The organism is Streptomyces sp. NPDC046985, assembly GCF_040644415.1.
Lineage (GTDB): Bacteria > Actinomycetota > Actinomycetes > Streptomycetales > Streptomycetaceae > Streptomyces.
The window spans coordinates 331169-346611 of record NZ_JBEYWK010000005.1 but is presented as its reverse complement, the minus strand read 5'-3'; the positions used below and the strand labels follow the sequence as shown (position 1 = coordinate 346611).

General features: G+C 72.1%; 14 protein-coding genes and 1 pseudogene. 1 reads left to right on the top strand and 14 read right to left on the bottom strand.

The window, feature by feature from the left end; translation table 11 throughout:
- The 13 genes and pseudogenes from ABZ861_RS09275 to pyrR form a co-directional block, all read right to left on the bottom strand.
- On the bottom strand, window positions 1-308 hold a 308-nt coding region (locus tag ABZ861_RS09275; protein WP_361626193.1), incomplete at its 3' end, for an S-adenosylmethionine synthetase N-terminal domain-containing protein.
- Window positions 309-548: 240 nt separating this feature from the next.
- The gene (gene coaBC, locus ABZ861_RS09270) at window positions 549-1751 is read right to left on the bottom strand and encodes a bifunctional phosphopantothenoylcysteine decarboxylase/phosphopantothenate--cysteine ligase CoaBC (protein WP_361626190.1); all 1203 of its coding nucleotides are present in this window, start codon (window positions 1749-1751) and stop codon (window positions 549-551) included.
- Window positions 1752-1887: 136 nt separating this feature from the next.
- Window positions 1888-2160 carry a DNA-directed RNA polymerase subunit omega gene (rpoZ, locus tag ABZ861_RS09265; protein WP_361626187.1) on the bottom strand — a complete coding sequence of 91 codons (273 nt, stop codon included), beginning with the start codon at window positions 2158-2160 and terminating at the stop codon, window positions 1888-1890.
- Between the two features lie 212 nt (window positions 2161-2372).
- Window positions 2373-2966, bottom strand: a complete 594-nt coding sequence (gene gmk / locus ABZ861_RS09260) for a guanylate kinase (RefSeq protein ID WP_361626184.1) — start codon at window positions 2964-2966, stop codon at window positions 2373-2375.
- A 59-nt stretch (window positions 2967-3025) separates the two neighbouring features.
- Window positions 3026-3349, bottom strand: a complete 324-nt coding sequence (locus tag ABZ861_RS09255; protein ID WP_003977346.1) for an integration host factor — start codon at window positions 3347-3349, stop codon at window positions 3026-3028.
- Window positions 3350-3639: 290 nt separating this feature from the next.
- On the bottom strand, window positions 3640-4485 hold the full coding sequence (gene pyrF / locus ABZ861_RS09250) for an orotidine-5'-phosphate decarboxylase (protein WP_361626181.1): 846 nt from the start codon (window positions 4483-4485) through the stop codon (window positions 3640-3642).
- 149 nt (window positions 4486-4634) lie between these two features.
- A pseudogene (locus tag ABZ861_RS09245) lies at window positions 4635-5738 on the bottom strand (quinone-dependent dihydroorotate dehydrogenase); the annotation flags it as partial.
- A gap of 231 nt (window positions 5739-5969) precedes the next feature.
- Window positions 5970-9278 (bottom strand): carbamoyl-phosphate synthase large subunit, encoded by a 3309-nt coding sequence (carB, locus tag ABZ861_RS09240; RefSeq protein ID WP_361626178.1) that lies wholly within the window; start codon window positions 9276-9278, stop codon window positions 5970-5972.
- Entirely contained in the window at window positions 9271-10428 is a 1158-nt protein-coding gene (gene carA / locus ABZ861_RS09235; RefSeq protein ID WP_361626175.1) for a glutamine-hydrolyzing carbamoyl-phosphate synthase small subunit, read from the bottom strand. The genes carB and carA overlap by 8 nt, the downstream gene beginning before the upstream one ends.
- Window positions 10425-11018, bottom strand: coding sequence for a hypothetical protein (locus ABZ861_RS09230; protein ID WP_361626172.1), 594 nt, complete (start codon window positions 11016-11018; stop codon window positions 10425-10427). The genes carA and ABZ861_RS09230 overlap by 4 nt, the downstream gene beginning before the upstream one ends.
- Window positions 11015-12301 (bottom strand): dihydroorotase, encoded by a 1287-nt coding sequence (locus tag ABZ861_RS09225; protein WP_361626169.1) that lies wholly within the window; start codon window positions 12299-12301, stop codon window positions 11015-11017. Before ABZ861_RS09225 ends, ABZ861_RS09230 begins: the two co-directional genes overlap by 4 nt.
- Window positions 12298-13287: an aspartate carbamoyltransferase catalytic subunit gene (locus ABZ861_RS09220; RefSeq protein ID WP_361626166.1), complete on the bottom strand. Its 990-nt coding sequence runs from the start codon at window positions 13285-13287 to the stop codon at window positions 12298-12300. Before ABZ861_RS09220 ends, ABZ861_RS09225 begins: the two co-directional genes overlap by 4 nt.
- Before the next feature lie 84 nt (window positions 13288-13371).
- On the bottom strand, window positions 13372-13971 hold the full coding sequence (gene pyrR, locus ABZ861_RS09215) for a bifunctional pyr operon transcriptional regulator/uracil phosphoribosyltransferase PyrR (protein ID WP_361626163.1): 600 nt from the start codon (window positions 13969-13971) through the stop codon (window positions 13372-13374).
- 333 nt (window positions 13972-14304) lie between these two features.
- Here pyrR and bldD point away from each other — a divergent pair, with 333 nt between their 5' ends.
- Window positions 14305-14805, top strand: coding sequence for a transcriptional regulator BldD (gene bldD, locus ABZ861_RS09210; protein WP_099927449.1), 501 nt, complete (start codon window positions 14305-14307; stop codon window positions 14803-14805).
- 205 nt (window positions 14806-15010) lie between these two features.
- Here the strand turns inward: bldD and nusB are convergent, their stop codons facing one another.
- Window positions 15011-15442, bottom strand: coding sequence for a transcription antitermination factor NusB (nusB, locus tag ABZ861_RS09205; protein ID WP_361626159.1), 432 nt, complete (start codon window positions 15440-15442; stop codon window positions 15011-15013).
- Window position 15443: the final 1 nt, after the last annotated feature.

The following is a 15443-nucleotide window of genomic DNA, read 5'->3' as shown; positions in this document are numbered from 1 at the left end:
ATGTCCGGGGACTGCGCGCCGATCGACACCGACACGCCGCAGGAGGCGCCGTCGAAGCCCTTCTTGGAGGAGTCGTAGCCGATCTCGAGGATCTTGTTCCGGACCAGCGTCGCGATGTCCGCGTACGTCTTGGTGGTGACCTCGCCGGCCACGTGCACCAGGCCGGTGGTGATCAGCGTCTCGACGGCGACGCGGGACGAGGGGTCCTCGCGCAGAAGCGCGTCGAGCACGGTGTCGCTGATCTGGTCAGCGATCTTGTCGGGGTGACCCTCGGTCACGGACTCCGAGGTGAACAGGCGACGGGACACAACGCTCCCTGGGGTTGCAGCGGCTGCTGGCTGATCATTGGCGGACGGCACGGGAGCTGCGCCCGGCCGGTCCGGAAAACAGTTTATCGGTCGCGCTCTGCCGCCGGCCCACCCGTCTCGCCTCTCGGGAGCGCTGTGACCTGCGGCACGAGCATTGTGCCCAATGCCCCGCGACCTTGAACAGAGCCGCCGGGGACACAATCTCCGGGGCGGGGCGATCAGGGCGCGCGGGGGCGGGGGTCAGCCGAGCCGGGCGGCGACCAGGTCCCACACGGTGTCGGCCAGGGCCTCCTTCGGCCCGTGCGGCACAGGGGTTTCGCCGCCGTCGGCGGCCAGCACCACGGCCTCGTTCTCCTCCGCGCCGAAGGTCTTGCGCTCCCCCACCTCGTTGACCACGAGCAGGTCGCAGCCCTTGCGTGCGAGCTTCTCGCGGCCGTTGGCGAGCACGTCGTCGGTCTCGGCGGCGAAGCCGACGATCACCTGTCCGGCCCGCGCCCGGTCGGCCGAGATCTCCGCGAGGACGTCCGGGTTGCGGACCAGGGCGACGGGCTCGGGGTCCTCGCCGTCCCTCTTCTTGATCTTGCCGGGGGCGTAGCGGGCGGGACGGAAGTCGGCGACGGCGGCGGCCATGACCACCGCGTCGGCGTCCGCGGCCGCCTTCAGCACCGCCTCGCGAAGCTGCACGGCGGTCCCCACCGGGACCACGTCCACGCCCGCCGGGTCGGGCATGCCGGTGTTGGCCGCGATCAGCGTGACCCGCGCGCCGCGGGCCGCCGCGGTGCGCGCCAGCGCGTAGCCCTGCTTGCCGGAGGAGCGGTTGCCGAGGAAGCGGACGGGGTCGAGGGGCTCGCGGGTGCCGCCGGCGCTGACCACGACGTGCCGTCCGGCGAGGTCGGGCCCGGCGGCGGCGCGGGCCAGCACCCGGCGGCAGACCTCGAAGATCTCCGCCGGGTCGGGCAGCCGGCCCTTGCCGGTGTCGACGCCGGTGAGCCGGCCCACGGCGGGTTCGACGACGACGGCGCCGCGGCGGCGCAGGGTCGCCGCGTTCTCCTGGGTGGCCGGGTGCTCCCACATCTCGGTGTGCATGGCCGGCGCGAAGACGACCGGGCAGCGGGCGGTGAGCAGGGTGTTGGTCAGCAGGTCGTCGGCGAGGCCGTGGGCCGCCTTGGCGAGCAGGTCGGCGGTGGCCGGGGCGACCACGACGAGGTCGGCGTGCTGGCCGATGCGGACGTGCGGCACCTCGTGGACGTCGTCCCAGACCTCGGTGGCGACGGGGTTGCCGGACAGGGCGGACCAGGTGGCGGCGCCGACGAAGTGCAGCGCGGAGGCGGTGGGGACCACGCGCACCTCGTGCCCGGACTCGGTCAGCCGGCGCAGCAGCTCGCACGCCTTGTAGGCGGCGATGCCGCCGCTGACCCCCAGAACGACCTTGGGCTTGCTCACCGGGGCTCCCCGCTCTCGACGACCGGTACGCCTCGGCTCGTCGGCGTACGCGTCTATGACACACCACAGGCCCGGCAGCAGCGCTGTCGGGCCTGTGGTCGAAGCTGCCGCGATCGGTGCGATCGGCGGCTGTGGCTTACTGACCCGGGTCCGCGATGGCCTCGGAGGTCAGCAGGCCCGCGTTGATCTCACGCAGGGAGATGGAGAGCGGCTTCTCGTGGACGTGGGTGTCGACGAGCGGACCGACGTACTCGAGGAGGCCCTCGCCGAGCTGCGAGTAGTACGCGTTGATCTGGCGAGCACGCTTCGCCGCGTAGATCACGAGGCTGTACTTCGAGTCGGTGGCCTCGAGGAGCTCGTCGATCGGCGGGTTGATGATGCCCTCGGGCGCGGAGATGGAAGAGGACACGCTCTACCTTCCGATGGATGGGAAAGATGCTGTCAGTGCGACGCCAGGCGGTGTGCTGCCCGGCGGTGTGTTTCCCGCCGGTGTGCTTTCCGGCGATGTTCTGCGGTGGTCGCGGTGATTGTCACGATCACCTGACCGCTACCACCACCTGACCGCTACGATCACCTGACCGTCACGATCACCTGACCGTCACGATCACCTGACCGTCACGATCACACGACGTCCACCAAGGCTAGCAGCTCGCGCGCCACGTCCTCCACGGAGGTGTTGACCAGGGTCTCGTCGAACTCCGGCTCGGCCGCCAGCTCGATCTTCGCGGCCGTCAGCCGGCGCTCGATCACCTCGGGCGGCTCGGTGCCCCGGCCGGTGAGCCGGCGCACCAGTTCCTCCCAGGAGGGCGGGGCGAGGAACACCAGGCGCCCCTCGGGCATGGACTCGCGGACCTGCCGGGCGCCCTGGAGGTCGATCTCCAGCAGCACCGGCACACCCGCCTCCAGGTGCTCCAGCACGGCGGCGCGCGGCGTGCCGTAGCGGTTGCCGGCGAACTCGGCCCACTCCAGCAGCTCGCCGTTGGCGATCAGCTTGTCCATCTCGTCGTCGGTGACGAAGAAGTAGTGGACGCCGTGCTGCTCGCCGGGGCGGGGCTTGCGGGTCGTCGCCGACACCGAGAGCCAGACCTCGGGGTGTTCCTTGCGCATATGGGCGACGACCGTGCTCTTGCCGACCCCCGAGGGGCCGGAGAGCACGGTCAGCCGCGGACGTGCGTCCGGGGGGACGGGGGACGTCCCCCGGGGTGTTACAGCCATGCAGCGATTATTCCAGCAATCCCCCGGTGCCCGGGACTCCCTGCCGGGAGACCTGGGACTCAGGAACCGGTGCTGCCGAACTCACGCTCCAGGGACGCGATCTGGTTGGAACCCAGGCCGCGCACGCGACGGCTCTCGGAGATGCCGAGTCGCTCCATGATCTGCTTGGCGCGGACCTTGCCCACGCCCGGCAGGGACTCAAGGAGAGCGGACACCTTCATCTTGCCGATGACGTCGTTCTCCTGGCCCTGCTTGATGACCTCGTGCAGGGAGGCGCCGGAGTGCTTGAGTCGATTCTTGACCTCGGCCCGCTCCCGGCGAGCCGCGGCGGCCTTTTCGAGCGCGGCTGCGCGCTGTTCGGGGGTAAGGGGCGGAAGAGCCACGCCTACGTCACCTCGGATGTCGAACTGTCGGATACGGACCGGTGAGGAACCTAGTCGCCCCACACCAGGGGGGACACGAGCAACACGCTTGCCCGTACTCCCCCACTGCCTTGCGGGGCGTGGGAGGCGCCCCCACTCGACGGAGACTAGCGGTCAAGTGCGCCGGAGTCAGCGAGAACAGCGGAAAAGTCCTGGTCAGCCTCAGTCAGGACGGACATTGAGGACATAGTGCCTCGGATTCGGGAATCTATCCAGACTCCCGCGGCCCCGGATCGCCGCTGGCGGGGGGCTCAGCCGGCCTCCACCGCCGCCCGGATCTCGTCCGCGAACCGCTCCGCCGCCGCGCGCAGCGCGCCCTGGTCGGGGCCGTGACGAAGGACACCCCGGCTGACGTTCGGGACGACGGCGCGCACCGCGCCGCCGAAGACCCGCGGCAGGTCGGCCGGCGCCGCTCCCTGCGCCCCGATCCCCGGCGCCAGGAGCGGGCCGCCGATGTCCAGGTCGTAGGCGGACAGGTCGCCGAGCGTGGCGCCCACCACCGCGCCGAAGGAGCCCATCGGGCCCTCCCCCGCGTTCTGGGCGGCCAGGTGCGCGAGCATGGTCGCGCCGACGGTGCGGCCGTCCGGCCGGACCGCGTGCTGCACCTCGCCGCCCTCCGGGTTGGAGGTGAGCGCCAGCACGAACAGCCCGGCGCCGTGCTCTCGGGCCAGCTCGACGGCGGGCTTCAGCGACCCGAAGCCGAGGTAGGGCGAGACGGTGAGCGCGTCGGAGAACAGCGGGGCGTCCCGGTGCAGGAAGGACTCGGCGTAGGCGGCCATGGTCGAGCCGATGTCGCCGCGCTTGGCGTCCATGACGACCAGCGCGCCGGCCGCCCGCGCGTCCTGGACGGACTTCTCCAGGACGGCCACGCCCCGCGAGCCGAAGCGCTCGAAGAAGGCGCTCTGCGGCTTGAGCACGGCGACCCGGTCGGCCACCGCCTCCACGACGGTGCGGCTGAACCGCTCCAGCCCCCGCACGTCGTCGGCGAGGCCCCACTCCGCGAGCAGGGAGGCGTGCGGGTCGATGCCGACGCACAGCGGGCCGCGCTCGTCCATGGCGCGGCGCAGCCGGGCGCCGAACGGCTCTGACGGGCTCATGCGGTCGTCTCCCCCTTGTCGTTCCCTGTGTCACGGGTGTCACGGATGTCACCGGTGTTCCGGGCGTGCCCGCTGTTCTGGATGTCCTGGGCGCTCTCCGTTCCCCCGGCGGCGGTCCCGGTCCGCGCCGTCGCAGCGGTCCGCGCGGTCGCCCCCGTCCGCACGTCCGCGCCGACCGCGTCCGCGAGGGTGGCGTACGGGCTGTTGCGCAGGCGGGCGGCGAGTCCCTTGTGCAGCGTGCGGGACCAGAAGGGGCCCTGGTAGACGAAGGCGCTGTAGCCCTGGACGAGCGTCGCGCCGGCCAGGATGCGCTGCCAGGCGTCCTCGGCGGTCTCGACGCCGCCGACGCCGACCAGGGTGATGCGGTCGCCCACGCGCGCGTAGAGGCGGCGCAGCACCTCCAGGGAGCGGGCCTTCAGGGGCGCGCCGGAGAGTCCGCCGGTCTCCTCGACCAGGGCGGCGCCGGACCGCAGTCCGAGTCCGTCGCGGGCGACGGTGGTGTTCGTGGCGATGACGCCGTCCAAGCCCAGCTCCACGGCGAGGTCGGCCACCGCGTCGACGTCCGCGTCGGCGAGGTCCGGTGCGATCTTGACCAGCAGCGGCACGCGGCGCCCCGGTGTGACGCGGTCGGCGGCCGCGCGCACCGCGGTGAGCAGCGGGCGCAGCGCCTCGGTGGCCTGGAGGTCGCGCAGGCCGGGGGTGTTGGGCGAGGAGACGTTGACGACCAGGTAGTCGGCCTGCGGGGCGAGCCGCTCGGCGGACTTCACGTAGTCGGCGACGGCGTCCTGCTCCGCGACGGCCTTGGTCTTGCCGATGTTGACGCCGACCACGGTCCGGAACACGGGGGTGCGGGAGGCCAGGCGGGCGGCGACGGCCAGCGAGCCGTCGTTGTTGAAGCCCATGCGGTTGATCAGGGCGCGGTCGGCGACCAGGCGGAACAGCCGCTTTTTGGGATTGCCGGGCTGCGGCTCGCCCGTGACGGTGCCGATCTCCACGTGGTCGAAGCCCAGCATGGACATCCCGTCGACGGCGACGGCGTTCTTGTCGAAGCCGGCCGCGAGCCCGAAGGGCCCGTGCATGCGCAGCCCGAGGGCCTCGGTGCGCAGCTCCCGGCGGCGGGGGGCGAGGGCGGCCGCGAGGAGGGTGCGCAGCACCGGGACGCGGGCGGCGAGGCGGATCCACCCGAAGGCGAGACGGTGGGCGGCCTCGGGGTCCATCCGGGTGAAGACGAGGCGGAAGAACAGCTTGTACATGTCCAGTCGATCCAGGTGGTCCAGTGAGTCCGGGTGGTCTGGGCGGTCTGGCCGGTCCGGCGGGCCGGTGGTCCGGGGAGCGGCGGGGCCGGGCGTCCCCATGCGGGTGCGGGCCTTCTTACCGGTCTGATGTGGCCAGGGCCCGCGCACGGGGTGCGCGGGGTGCGCGTGCGGACGCGCGGGGTCCGCGTGCCGAGGGGGACACCGCTTCCGGTGTCCCCCTCGGGAACGCTAGTCGCGGGCCGCGGTCAGGAACTCGGCGTGCTCCTGGAGCGAGCGGACGCCCACGTCGCCGCGGTTGAGGGCGTCGATGCCCTGCACCGCCGCGGCGAGCGCCTGGACCGTGGTCAGGCACGGCACGGACCGGGCCACGGCCGCGGTGCGGATCTCGTAGCCGTCCAGGCGGCCGCCGGTGCCGTAGGGGGTGTTGACGATGAGGTCGACCTCGCCGTCGTGGATGAGCTGGACGATGGTCTTCTCGCCGTCGGGTCCGGCGCCCTCGGACTGCTTGCGCACGACGGTGGCGTTGATGCCGTTGCGCTTGAGCACTTCGGCGGTGCCGGAGGTGGCGAGCAGTTCGAAGCCGTGGGCGACCAGTTCCCGGGCCGGGAAGATCATCGAGCGCTTGTCCCGGTTGGCGACCGAGATGAACGCGCGGCCCTTGGTGGGCAGCGGGCCGTAGGCGGCGGCCTGCGACTTGGCGTAGGCGGTGCCGAAGACGGAGTCGATGCCCATGACCTCGCCGGTGGAGCGCATCTCCGGGCCGAGCACGGTGTCCACGCCGCGGCCGTGGACGTCGCGGAAGCGCGACCACGGCATGACCGCCTCCTTGACGGAGATCGGCGCGTCCAGCGGCATGGTGCCGCCGTCGCCGGTCCTGGGCAGCAGGCCCTCCTCGCGCAGCTCGGCGACGGTCGCGCCCAGCGAGATCCGGGCGGCGGCCTTCGCCAGCGGGACCGCGGTCGCCTTCGAGGTGAAGGGGACGGTGCGCGAGGCGCGCGGGTTGGCCTCCAGGACGTAGAGGACGTCGCCGGCCAGCGCGAACTGGATGTTGATCAGGCCGCGCACCCCGACGCCGCGGGCGATGGCCTCGGTGGAGGCCCGCAGCCGCTTGACGTCGAAGCCGCCCAGCGTGATCGGCGGCAGCGCGCACGCGGAGTCGCCGGAGTGGATGCCGGCCTCCTCGATGTGCTCCATGACGCCGCCGAGGTACAGCTCCTCGCCGTCGAAGAGGGCGTCGACGTCGATCTCGATTGCGTCGTCGAGGAACCGGTCGACGAGGACCGGCCGGGACGGGCTGATCTCGGTGGACTCGGCGATGTACGCCTCCAGCCGGGCCTCGTCGTAGACGATCTCCATGCCGCGGCCGCCGAGCACGTAGGACGGGCGGACCAGGACCGGGTAGCCGATCTCGTCGGCGATGGCCTTGGCCTCGGCGAAGGCGGTGGCGGTGCCGTGCTTGGGCGCGGGCAGGCCCGCCTCCGCCAGCACCCGTCCGAAGGCGCCCCGGTCCTCGGCCGCGTGGATGGCCTCCGGCGAGGTGCCCACGACCGGCACGCCGTTGTCCTTCAGCGCCTGGGCCAGGCCCAGCGGGGTCTGGCCGCCGAGCTGCACGATGACGCCGGCGATCGGGCCGGCCTGCCGCTCGGCGTGCACGATCTCCAGCACGTCCTCCAGGGTGAGCGGCTCGAAGTAGAGCCGGTCGGAGGTGTCGTAGTCGGTGGAGACGGTCTCCGGGTTGCAGTTGACCATCACCGTCTCGTAGCCGGCCTCGGACAGCGCGAAGGAGGCGTGCACGCAGGAGTAGTCGAACTCGATGCCCTGGCCGATGCGGTTGGGGCCGGAGCCCAGGATGATCACCGCGGGCCTGGTCCGGGGCGCGACCTCGCTCTCCTCGTCGTAGGAGGAGTAGAAGTACGGCGTCTTCGCGGCGAACTCGGCGGCGCAGGTGTCGACCGTCTTGTAGACCGGGCGGATGCCGAGGGCGTGCCGCACCTCGCGCACGACGTCCTCGCGCAGCCCGCGGATCTCGCCGATCTGCTGGTCGGAGAAGCCGTGCCGCTTGGCCTCGGCGAGCAGGTCGGCGGTCAGTTCGGGCGCCTCGGCCAGTTCGTCGGCGATCTCCTTGATCAGGAAGAGCTGGTCGGTGAACCAGGGGTCGATCCTGGTCGCCTCGAAGACCTCCTCGGGCGTGGCGCCCGCGCGCACGGCCTCCATCACCGTGTTGATCCGGCCGTCGGTGGGGCGGACGGCCGCGCGCAGCAGCTCGTCCTTGTCGCCGACGGGGCCGGTGAAGGCGAACTGGCTGCCCTTCTTCTCCAGCGAGCGCAGCGCCTTCTGGAACGCCTCGGTGAAGTTGCGGCCGATGGCCATGGCCTCGCCGACCGACTTCATGGTGGTGGTCAGCGTGGAGTCGGCCTGCGGGAACTTCTCGAAGGCGAACCGGGGCGCCTTGACGACCACGTAGTCCAGGGTCGGCTCGAAGGAGGCCGGGGTCTCGCGGGTGATGTCGTTCGGGATCTCGTCCAGGGTGTAGCCGACGGCGAGCTTCGCGGCGATCTTGGCGATGGGGAAGCCGGTGGCCTTGGAGGCGAGCGCGGAGGACCGCGAGACGCGCGGGTTCATCTCGATGACGATGACCCGGCCGTCCGCGGGGTCGATCGCGAACTGGATGTTGCAGCCGCCGGTGTCGACGCCGACCTCGCGGATGACGGCGATGCCGACGTCCCGCAGGACCTGGTACTCGCGGTCGGTGAGCGTCATCGAGGGGGCGACGGTGATCGAGTCGCCGGTGTGCACGCCCATCGGGTCGAAGTTCTCGATGGAGCAGACGACCACCACGTTGTCGTGCTTGTCGCGCATCAGCTCCAGCTCGTACTCCTTCCAGCCCAGGATGGACTCCTCCAGGAGCACTTCGGTGGTCGGGGAGAGCGTGAGGCCGGTGCCCGCGATGCGGCGCAGCTCCTCCTCGTCGTGCGCGAAACCGGAGCCGGCACCGCCCATGGTGAAGGACGGGCGGACCACGACGGGGTAGCCGCCCAGCTCGTCGACGCCGGCCAGGACGTCGTCCATGGTGTGGCAGATCACCGAGCGCGCGGACTCGCCGTGCCCGGTCCTCTCGCGGACCCGGCGCACGACCTCCTTGAACTGTTCGCGGTCCTCGCCCTTGTGGATGGCCTCGACGTTGGCGCCGATCAGCTCCACGCCGTACTTGGCCAGGACGCCGTTCTCGTGCAGCGAGATGGCGGTGTTCAGGGCCGTCTGGCCGCCCAGGGTGGGCAGCAGGGCGTCGGGGCGCTCCTTGGCGATGATCTTCTCGACGAACTCCGGGGTGATCGGCTCCACGTAGGTCGCGTCGGCGATCTCCGGGTCGGTCATGATCGTCGCCGGGTTGGAGTTCACCAGGACGACCCGGAGGCCCTCGGCCTTCAGCACGCGGCACGCCTGGGTGCCGGAGTAGTCGAACTCGGCGGCCTGGCCGATGACGATCGGGCCGGAGCCGATGACCAGGACGGACTGGATATCGGTGCGCTTAGGCACGCTGGCCCTCCATCAGGGAGACGAACCGGTCGAACAGGTAGGCGGCGTCGTGCGGGCCGGCGGCCGCCTCGGGGTGGTACTGGACGCTGAAGGCCGGCCGGTCGAGCAGTCTCAGCCCCTCCACCACGTCGTCGTTGAGGCAGACGTGGGAGACCTCGGCCCGGCCGTAGGGGGTGTCGGAGACCCGGTCGGCGGGGGCGTCGACGGCGAAGCCGTGGTTGTGCGCGGTGACCTCGACCTTGCCGGTCGTGCGGTCCTGCACGGGCTGGTTGATGCCGCGGTGGCCGTACTTCAGCTTGTAGGTGCCGAAGCCGAGGGCGCGGCCGAGGATCTGGTTGCCGAAGCAGATGCCGAACAGCGGCGTGCCGCGCTCCAGGACTCCCCGCATCAGCGACACGGCGTGGTCGGCGGTGGCGGGGTCGCCCGGACCGTTGGAGAAGAACACGCCGTCCGGCTGGACCGCGTACACGTCCTCCAGCGCCGCCGTGGCGGGCAGCACGTGCACCTCGGCGCCGCGCTCGGCCATGCGGTGCGGGGTCATGCCCTTGATGCCGAGGTCGACGGCGGCGACGGTGAACTTCTTCTCGCCGATCGCGGGGACGACGTACGCCTCTCCGGTCGCGACCTCGGCGGAAAGGTCCGCGCCGACCATCTGGGGGGACTCCTGGACGCGGGCCAGCAGCGCGGCGTCGTCCCGGACGGCGTCACCGCTGAAGATGCCGACGCGCATGGCGCCGCGCTCGCGCAGATGGCGGGTGAGGGCGCGGGTGTCCAGGCCGCTGATGCCGACGACGCCCTGCGCGGCCAGCTCCTCGTCCAGGGAGCGGCGGGAGCGCCAGTTGGACGGCACGCGCGCGGGGTCGCGCACGACGTAGCCGGCCACCCAGATCCGCTGCGACTCGGGGTCCTCGTCGTTGACGCCGGTGTTGCCGACGTGCGGGGCGGTCATGACGACCACCTGGCGGTGGTAGGAGGGGTCGGTGAGGGTCTCCTGGTATCCGGTCATGCCGGTGGAGAACACGGCCTCGCCGAACGTCTCCCCCACGGCCCCGTAGGCGCGGCCGCGGAAGACGCGGCCGTCCTCCAGGACGAGTACGGCGGGCGCCGCCTGGCGCCTCCGCGAGGCGGTCCCCTGGCTGGAGGTGGTCATCGTTCGGCGCCTTCCGTGGTGCTTGTCTCGGTCATGGAGTTCAGGGCCCGGACCCACTCGGCGTGCTCGGCCGCGCGGTCGGAGCGGAAGCCGGAGTCGATCAGCTTGCCGCCGTGCTCCCAGGTCACCACCAGCAGGCCGCCCTCGGTGAGGACCTTTCCCGCGATGCCCTTGTCCAGCCGGGCCCCGCGCAGCCGCCCGGCCGGGACGAAGAAGTCCCTCGCCCCGGGGCGCACGACGTCCAGGCCCGCGTCGGTCAGGGTCAGCTCGGCGCGGCTGCGGACGCCCAGGCCGTGCGCCACGATGCGGTCCAGCCACTGGCCGGCCGTGGTGGAGCCGTGGTAGCGGCCCGTCATGGCAAGGCGCGTCTCTCCGGGCTCGGCGGGCGCGGCGGGCGGCTCGGGCAGGTCGCCCTGGAGGGCGCCGCGCCACTTCCAGCCCTCGCGCATCAGCCAGTAGACGAGGGCGACGAAGAGGGCGAGGCCCACCAGCCAGCCGATGCGGCCGGCCCAGTCGGTGACCTCGGCCGACTTCTTGTCGGCGGCGAGGCCGGCCGCGAGTGAGGCGGCGAACAGTGTTGCAGGTGTCACGTCAGCTTCCCGTCCACGAGCGTGGCCTTGCCCCGCAGCCAGGTGTGGGTGACACAGCCCGGCAGCTCGCGCCCCTGGTAGGGGGTGTTGCGGCTGCGCGAGGCGAAGCCCGCGGGGTCCACCTGCCCACGGTATGCCGCGTCGAGCAGGGTGAGGTTGGCGGGCTCGCCTGCCGAGACGGGGCGCCCGTGCCCGTCGGCCCGGCCGATCCGGGCCGGGGCGAAGGACATCCGGTCGGCGACGCCGGCCCAGTCCAGCAGCCCGGTGGCGACCATGGTCTCCTGCACCACCGACAGGGCGGTCTCCAGGCCGACCATGCCCATCGCGGCGGCGGCCCACTCGCAGTCCTTGTCCTCGTGCGGGTGCGGGGCGTGGTCGGTGGCGACGACGTCGATCGTGCCGTCCGCGAGGGCTTCGCGCAGGGCGCGCACGTCGCGTTCGGTGCGCAACGGCGGGTTGACCTTGTAGACGGGGTCGTAGGTGCGCACCAGCTCGTCGGTGAGGAGCAGGTGGTGCGGGGTGACCTCGGCGGTGACGTCGATGCCGCGGGACTTGGCCCAGCGGACGATCTCGACGCTGCCGGCGGTCGACAGGTGGCAGATGTGGACGCGCGAGCCGACGTGCTCGGCGAGCAGCACGTCCCGCGCGATGACCGACTCCTCGGCCACGGCCGGCCAGCCGCCCAGGCCCAGCTCGGCGGAGACCACGCCCTCGTTCATCTGGGCGCCCTCGGTCAGCCGCGGCTCCTGCGCGTGCTGGGCGACGACCCCGCCGAACGCCTTCACGTACTCCAGCGCCCGGCGCATGATCACCGCGTCGTCCACGCACTTGCCGTCGTCGGAGAAGACGGTGACCCCGGCGGCCGACTCGTGCATGGCGCCCAGCTCGGCGAGCTTGCGGCCCTCCAGGCCGACGGTGACGGCGCCGATGGGCCGCACGTCGCAGTAGCCGTGCTCGCGGCCGAGCCGCCAGACCTGCTCGACGACGCCGGCGGTGTCGGCGACGGGGAAGGTGTTGGCCATGGCGAACACGGCGGTGTAGCCGCCGCTCGCCGCCGCGCGGGTGCCGGTGAGGACGGTCTCGGAGTCCTCGCGGCCGGGCTCGCGCAGATGGGTGTGCAGGTCGACCAGGCCAGGCAGGAGGATCTTGCCGCCGGCCTCGACGACCTCGGCGCCCTCGGCGGACAGGCCGGTTCCGACCTGGGCGATCGTCTCGCCGTCGATCAGGACGTCCTGCGGTTCGCCGCCGAGCACCCGCGCACCGCGGATCAGGGTCGTGCTCATGTGTCTTGCTTCTCCTCGGTGTTGCGGACGGGGGCGACGGCGGGCTCGTTGCCGCCGAGCAGCAGGTACAGCACGGCCATCCGGATGGAGACGCCGTTGGCGACCTGCTCGACGGCGGTGCAGCGGGCGGAGTCGGCGACCTCGGCGGTGATCTCCATGCCGCGCACCATGGGGCCGGGGTGCATCACGACGGAGTGCTCGGGCATCCGCGCCATGCGGTCGCCGTTGAGGCCGTAGCGCCGGGAGTACTCCCGCTCGGTGGGGAAGAAGGCGGCGTTCATGCGCTCGCGCTGGACGCGGAGCATCATCACCGCGTCCGCCTTGGGCAGGACGGCGTCCAGGTCGTAGGAGACCTCGCAGGGCCAGGACGTGACCCCGACCGGCAGCAGGGTGGGCGGGGCGACCAGGGTGACCTCGGCGCCGAGGGTGTGCAGCAGGTCGACGTTGGAGCGGGCGACCCGGCTGTGCAGCACGTCGCCGACCAGGGTGACGCGCCGTCCGGCGAGGTCGCGGCCGATCCCGGCGTCCCTGCCGACCAGGCGGCGCCGCATCGTGAACGCGTCGAGCAGGGCCTGGGTGGGGTGCTGGTGGGTTCCGTCGCCGGCGTTGATCACGGCGGCGTCGATCCAGCCGGAGTTGGCCAGCCGGTAGGGGGCCCCGGAGGCGCCGTGCCGGATGACCACGGCGTCGACGCCCATGGCCTCCAGGGTCTGCGCGGTGTCCTTCAGGGACTCGCCCTTGGAGACGCTGGAGCCCTTGGCGGTGAAGTTGATGACGTCCGCGGACAGCCGCTTCTCGGCGGCCTCGAAGGAGATCCGGGTGCGGGTGGAGTCCTCGAAGAACAGGTTGACGACGGTGCGGCCGCGCAGGGTCGGCAGTTTCTTGATCGGCCGGTCGGCGACCCGGGCCATCTCCTCGGCGGTGTCGAGGATCAGGACGGCGTCGTCGCGGGTGAGGTCGGCGGCCGAGATGAGATGACGCTGCATCTGTCAGGCTCCGTGGGGATGTTCAGGAGTTTTCGGGCATTCGGGCGCACGGGGGCGCACTCCGGGCCGAGGGCCGGGGCGCCGTTACCGCTCGGCCGGAGCGGTCCGCTTGGCGCCGAGCAGCACGGTGTCGCGGCCGTCCTCCTCGGCGAGCTGGACCTTGACCGTCTCGCGCAGCGACGTGGGGAGGTTCTTGCCGACGTAGTCGGCGCGGATGGGCAGCTCGCGGTGGCCCCGGTCGACGAGGACGGCCAGTTGCACGGCGCGCGGGCGCCCGAGGTCGTTCAGGGCGTCGAGGGCGGCGCGGATGGTGCGGCCGGAGAAGAGCACGTCGTCGACGAGGACGACCAGCCGGCCGTCGAGGCCGTCGCCGGGGATCTCGGTGCGGGCCAGCGCGCGCGGCGGGTGCATCCGCAGGTCGTCGCGGTACATGGTGATGTCGAGGGAGCCGACCGGGATCCGGCGCTCGGTGATCTGCTCGAGCTTCGCGGCGAGCCGCCGGGCGAGGAAGACGCCGCGGGTGGGGATGCCGAGGAGCACCACGTCGTCGGCGCCCCTGGCGCGCTCGACGATCTCGTGGGCGATGCGGGTGAGCACCCGCGCGATGTCGGGGCCTTCGAGCACGGGCCGCGGGTCGGTGGCCTGCGGGTGCGCGTGCGCGTCTTGTGTGTCCTGCGTGTCCATACGCAACGGACCTCCTTCTCCGCCTCACGGGACGGACCTTAAAGGACGTCGGATTTGCGCCAACCAGGTTAGCAGGCGCCGGAGACCGCTCGCGGCGCCCCCGCGTTTTCCCGCCGTCCGGGGGATCGCCCCCTCCGCACGCGCCTCCCGCCTCTCTCCCCGACCCACCCCTTCACCCGTTCGGAGCAATGAGAGGCCGCTGGCACGGATGAGTCGGTGCGGACCATTCGGCTTGACGCGGCAGAGTAACGCTGCGTAACCTCACAGTGAGTTACCAGCCGCGCGGGCGGAAATCACAGCCGGCCGCGTCGACACAGTGTTCCGGGGAGCCATATGTCCAGCGAATACGCCAAACAGCTCGGGGCGAAGCTCCGGGCCATCCGCACCCAGCAGGGCCTTTCCCTCCACGGTGTCGAGGAGAAGAGCCAGGGACGCTGGAAAGCGGTCGTGGTCGGTTCCTACGAGCGCGGAGACCGCGCCGTGACCGTGCAGCGCCTCGCCGAGCTGGCGGACTTCTACGGGGTCCCCGTGCAGGAGCTGCTGCCCGGCACCACTCCGGGCGGCGCCGCCGAGCCGCCGCCGAAGCTCGTCCTGGACCTGGAGCGGCTGGCCACGGTGCCGGCCGAGAAGGCGGGACCGCTCCAGCGGTACGCCGCGACGATCCAGTCCCAGCGCGGCGACTACAACGGCAAGGTGCTCTCGATCCGCCAGGACGACCTGCGCACACTCGCCGTCATCTACGACCAGTCCCCCTCCGTCCTCACCGAGCAGCTCATCAGTTGGGGCGTGCTGGACGCGGACGCGCGCCGCGCGGTGGCCCACGAGGACGCCTGAGCACCGGCGCCTCCGCAGCCTCAGCCCCCTCAGCAGAAACGTACCGCCGGATGTGGCCGGAACCCGTCGGTTCCGGCCCTCTGGGCGGCCTTCTGCGGCTCTCCGCGGCTCCCGCGGCACAGGACGGCACGGACACGCCCGAGGGCCCGCAGCATCCGTGCTGCGGGCCCTCGGGCGTCGTGCGTACGGGGCGGACGGTCCCGGCTTACGCGTCGCGGCGCAGCGACGGCTTCAGCTCCTTGAACCGGCCGAGCAGGCCGTTGACGAACGAGGGCGACTCGTCCGTGGAGAACTCCTTCGCGAGCTGGACCATCTCGTCCAGCACGACGGCGTCCGGGGTCTCGTCGACCCAGACCAGTTCGTAGGCGCCGAGCCGCAGGATGTTGCGGTCCACCACCGGCATGCGGTCCAGCGTCCAGCCGACCGCGTACTGGGCGATCAGCTCGTCGATGCGGGCCGCGTGCTCCGCGTAGCCCTCGACGAGCTGCATCGTGTACTCGCTCACCGGCGGCTGCCGGGTGTCGCTGCGCGAGTGCCGGATCCAGTCCGCGAGCACGGTCAGGACGTCGGCGTCGCGCTGGTCGCCCTCGAAGAGGATCTGGAAGGCACGCTTGCGAGCCGTGTTGCGGGCGGCCACG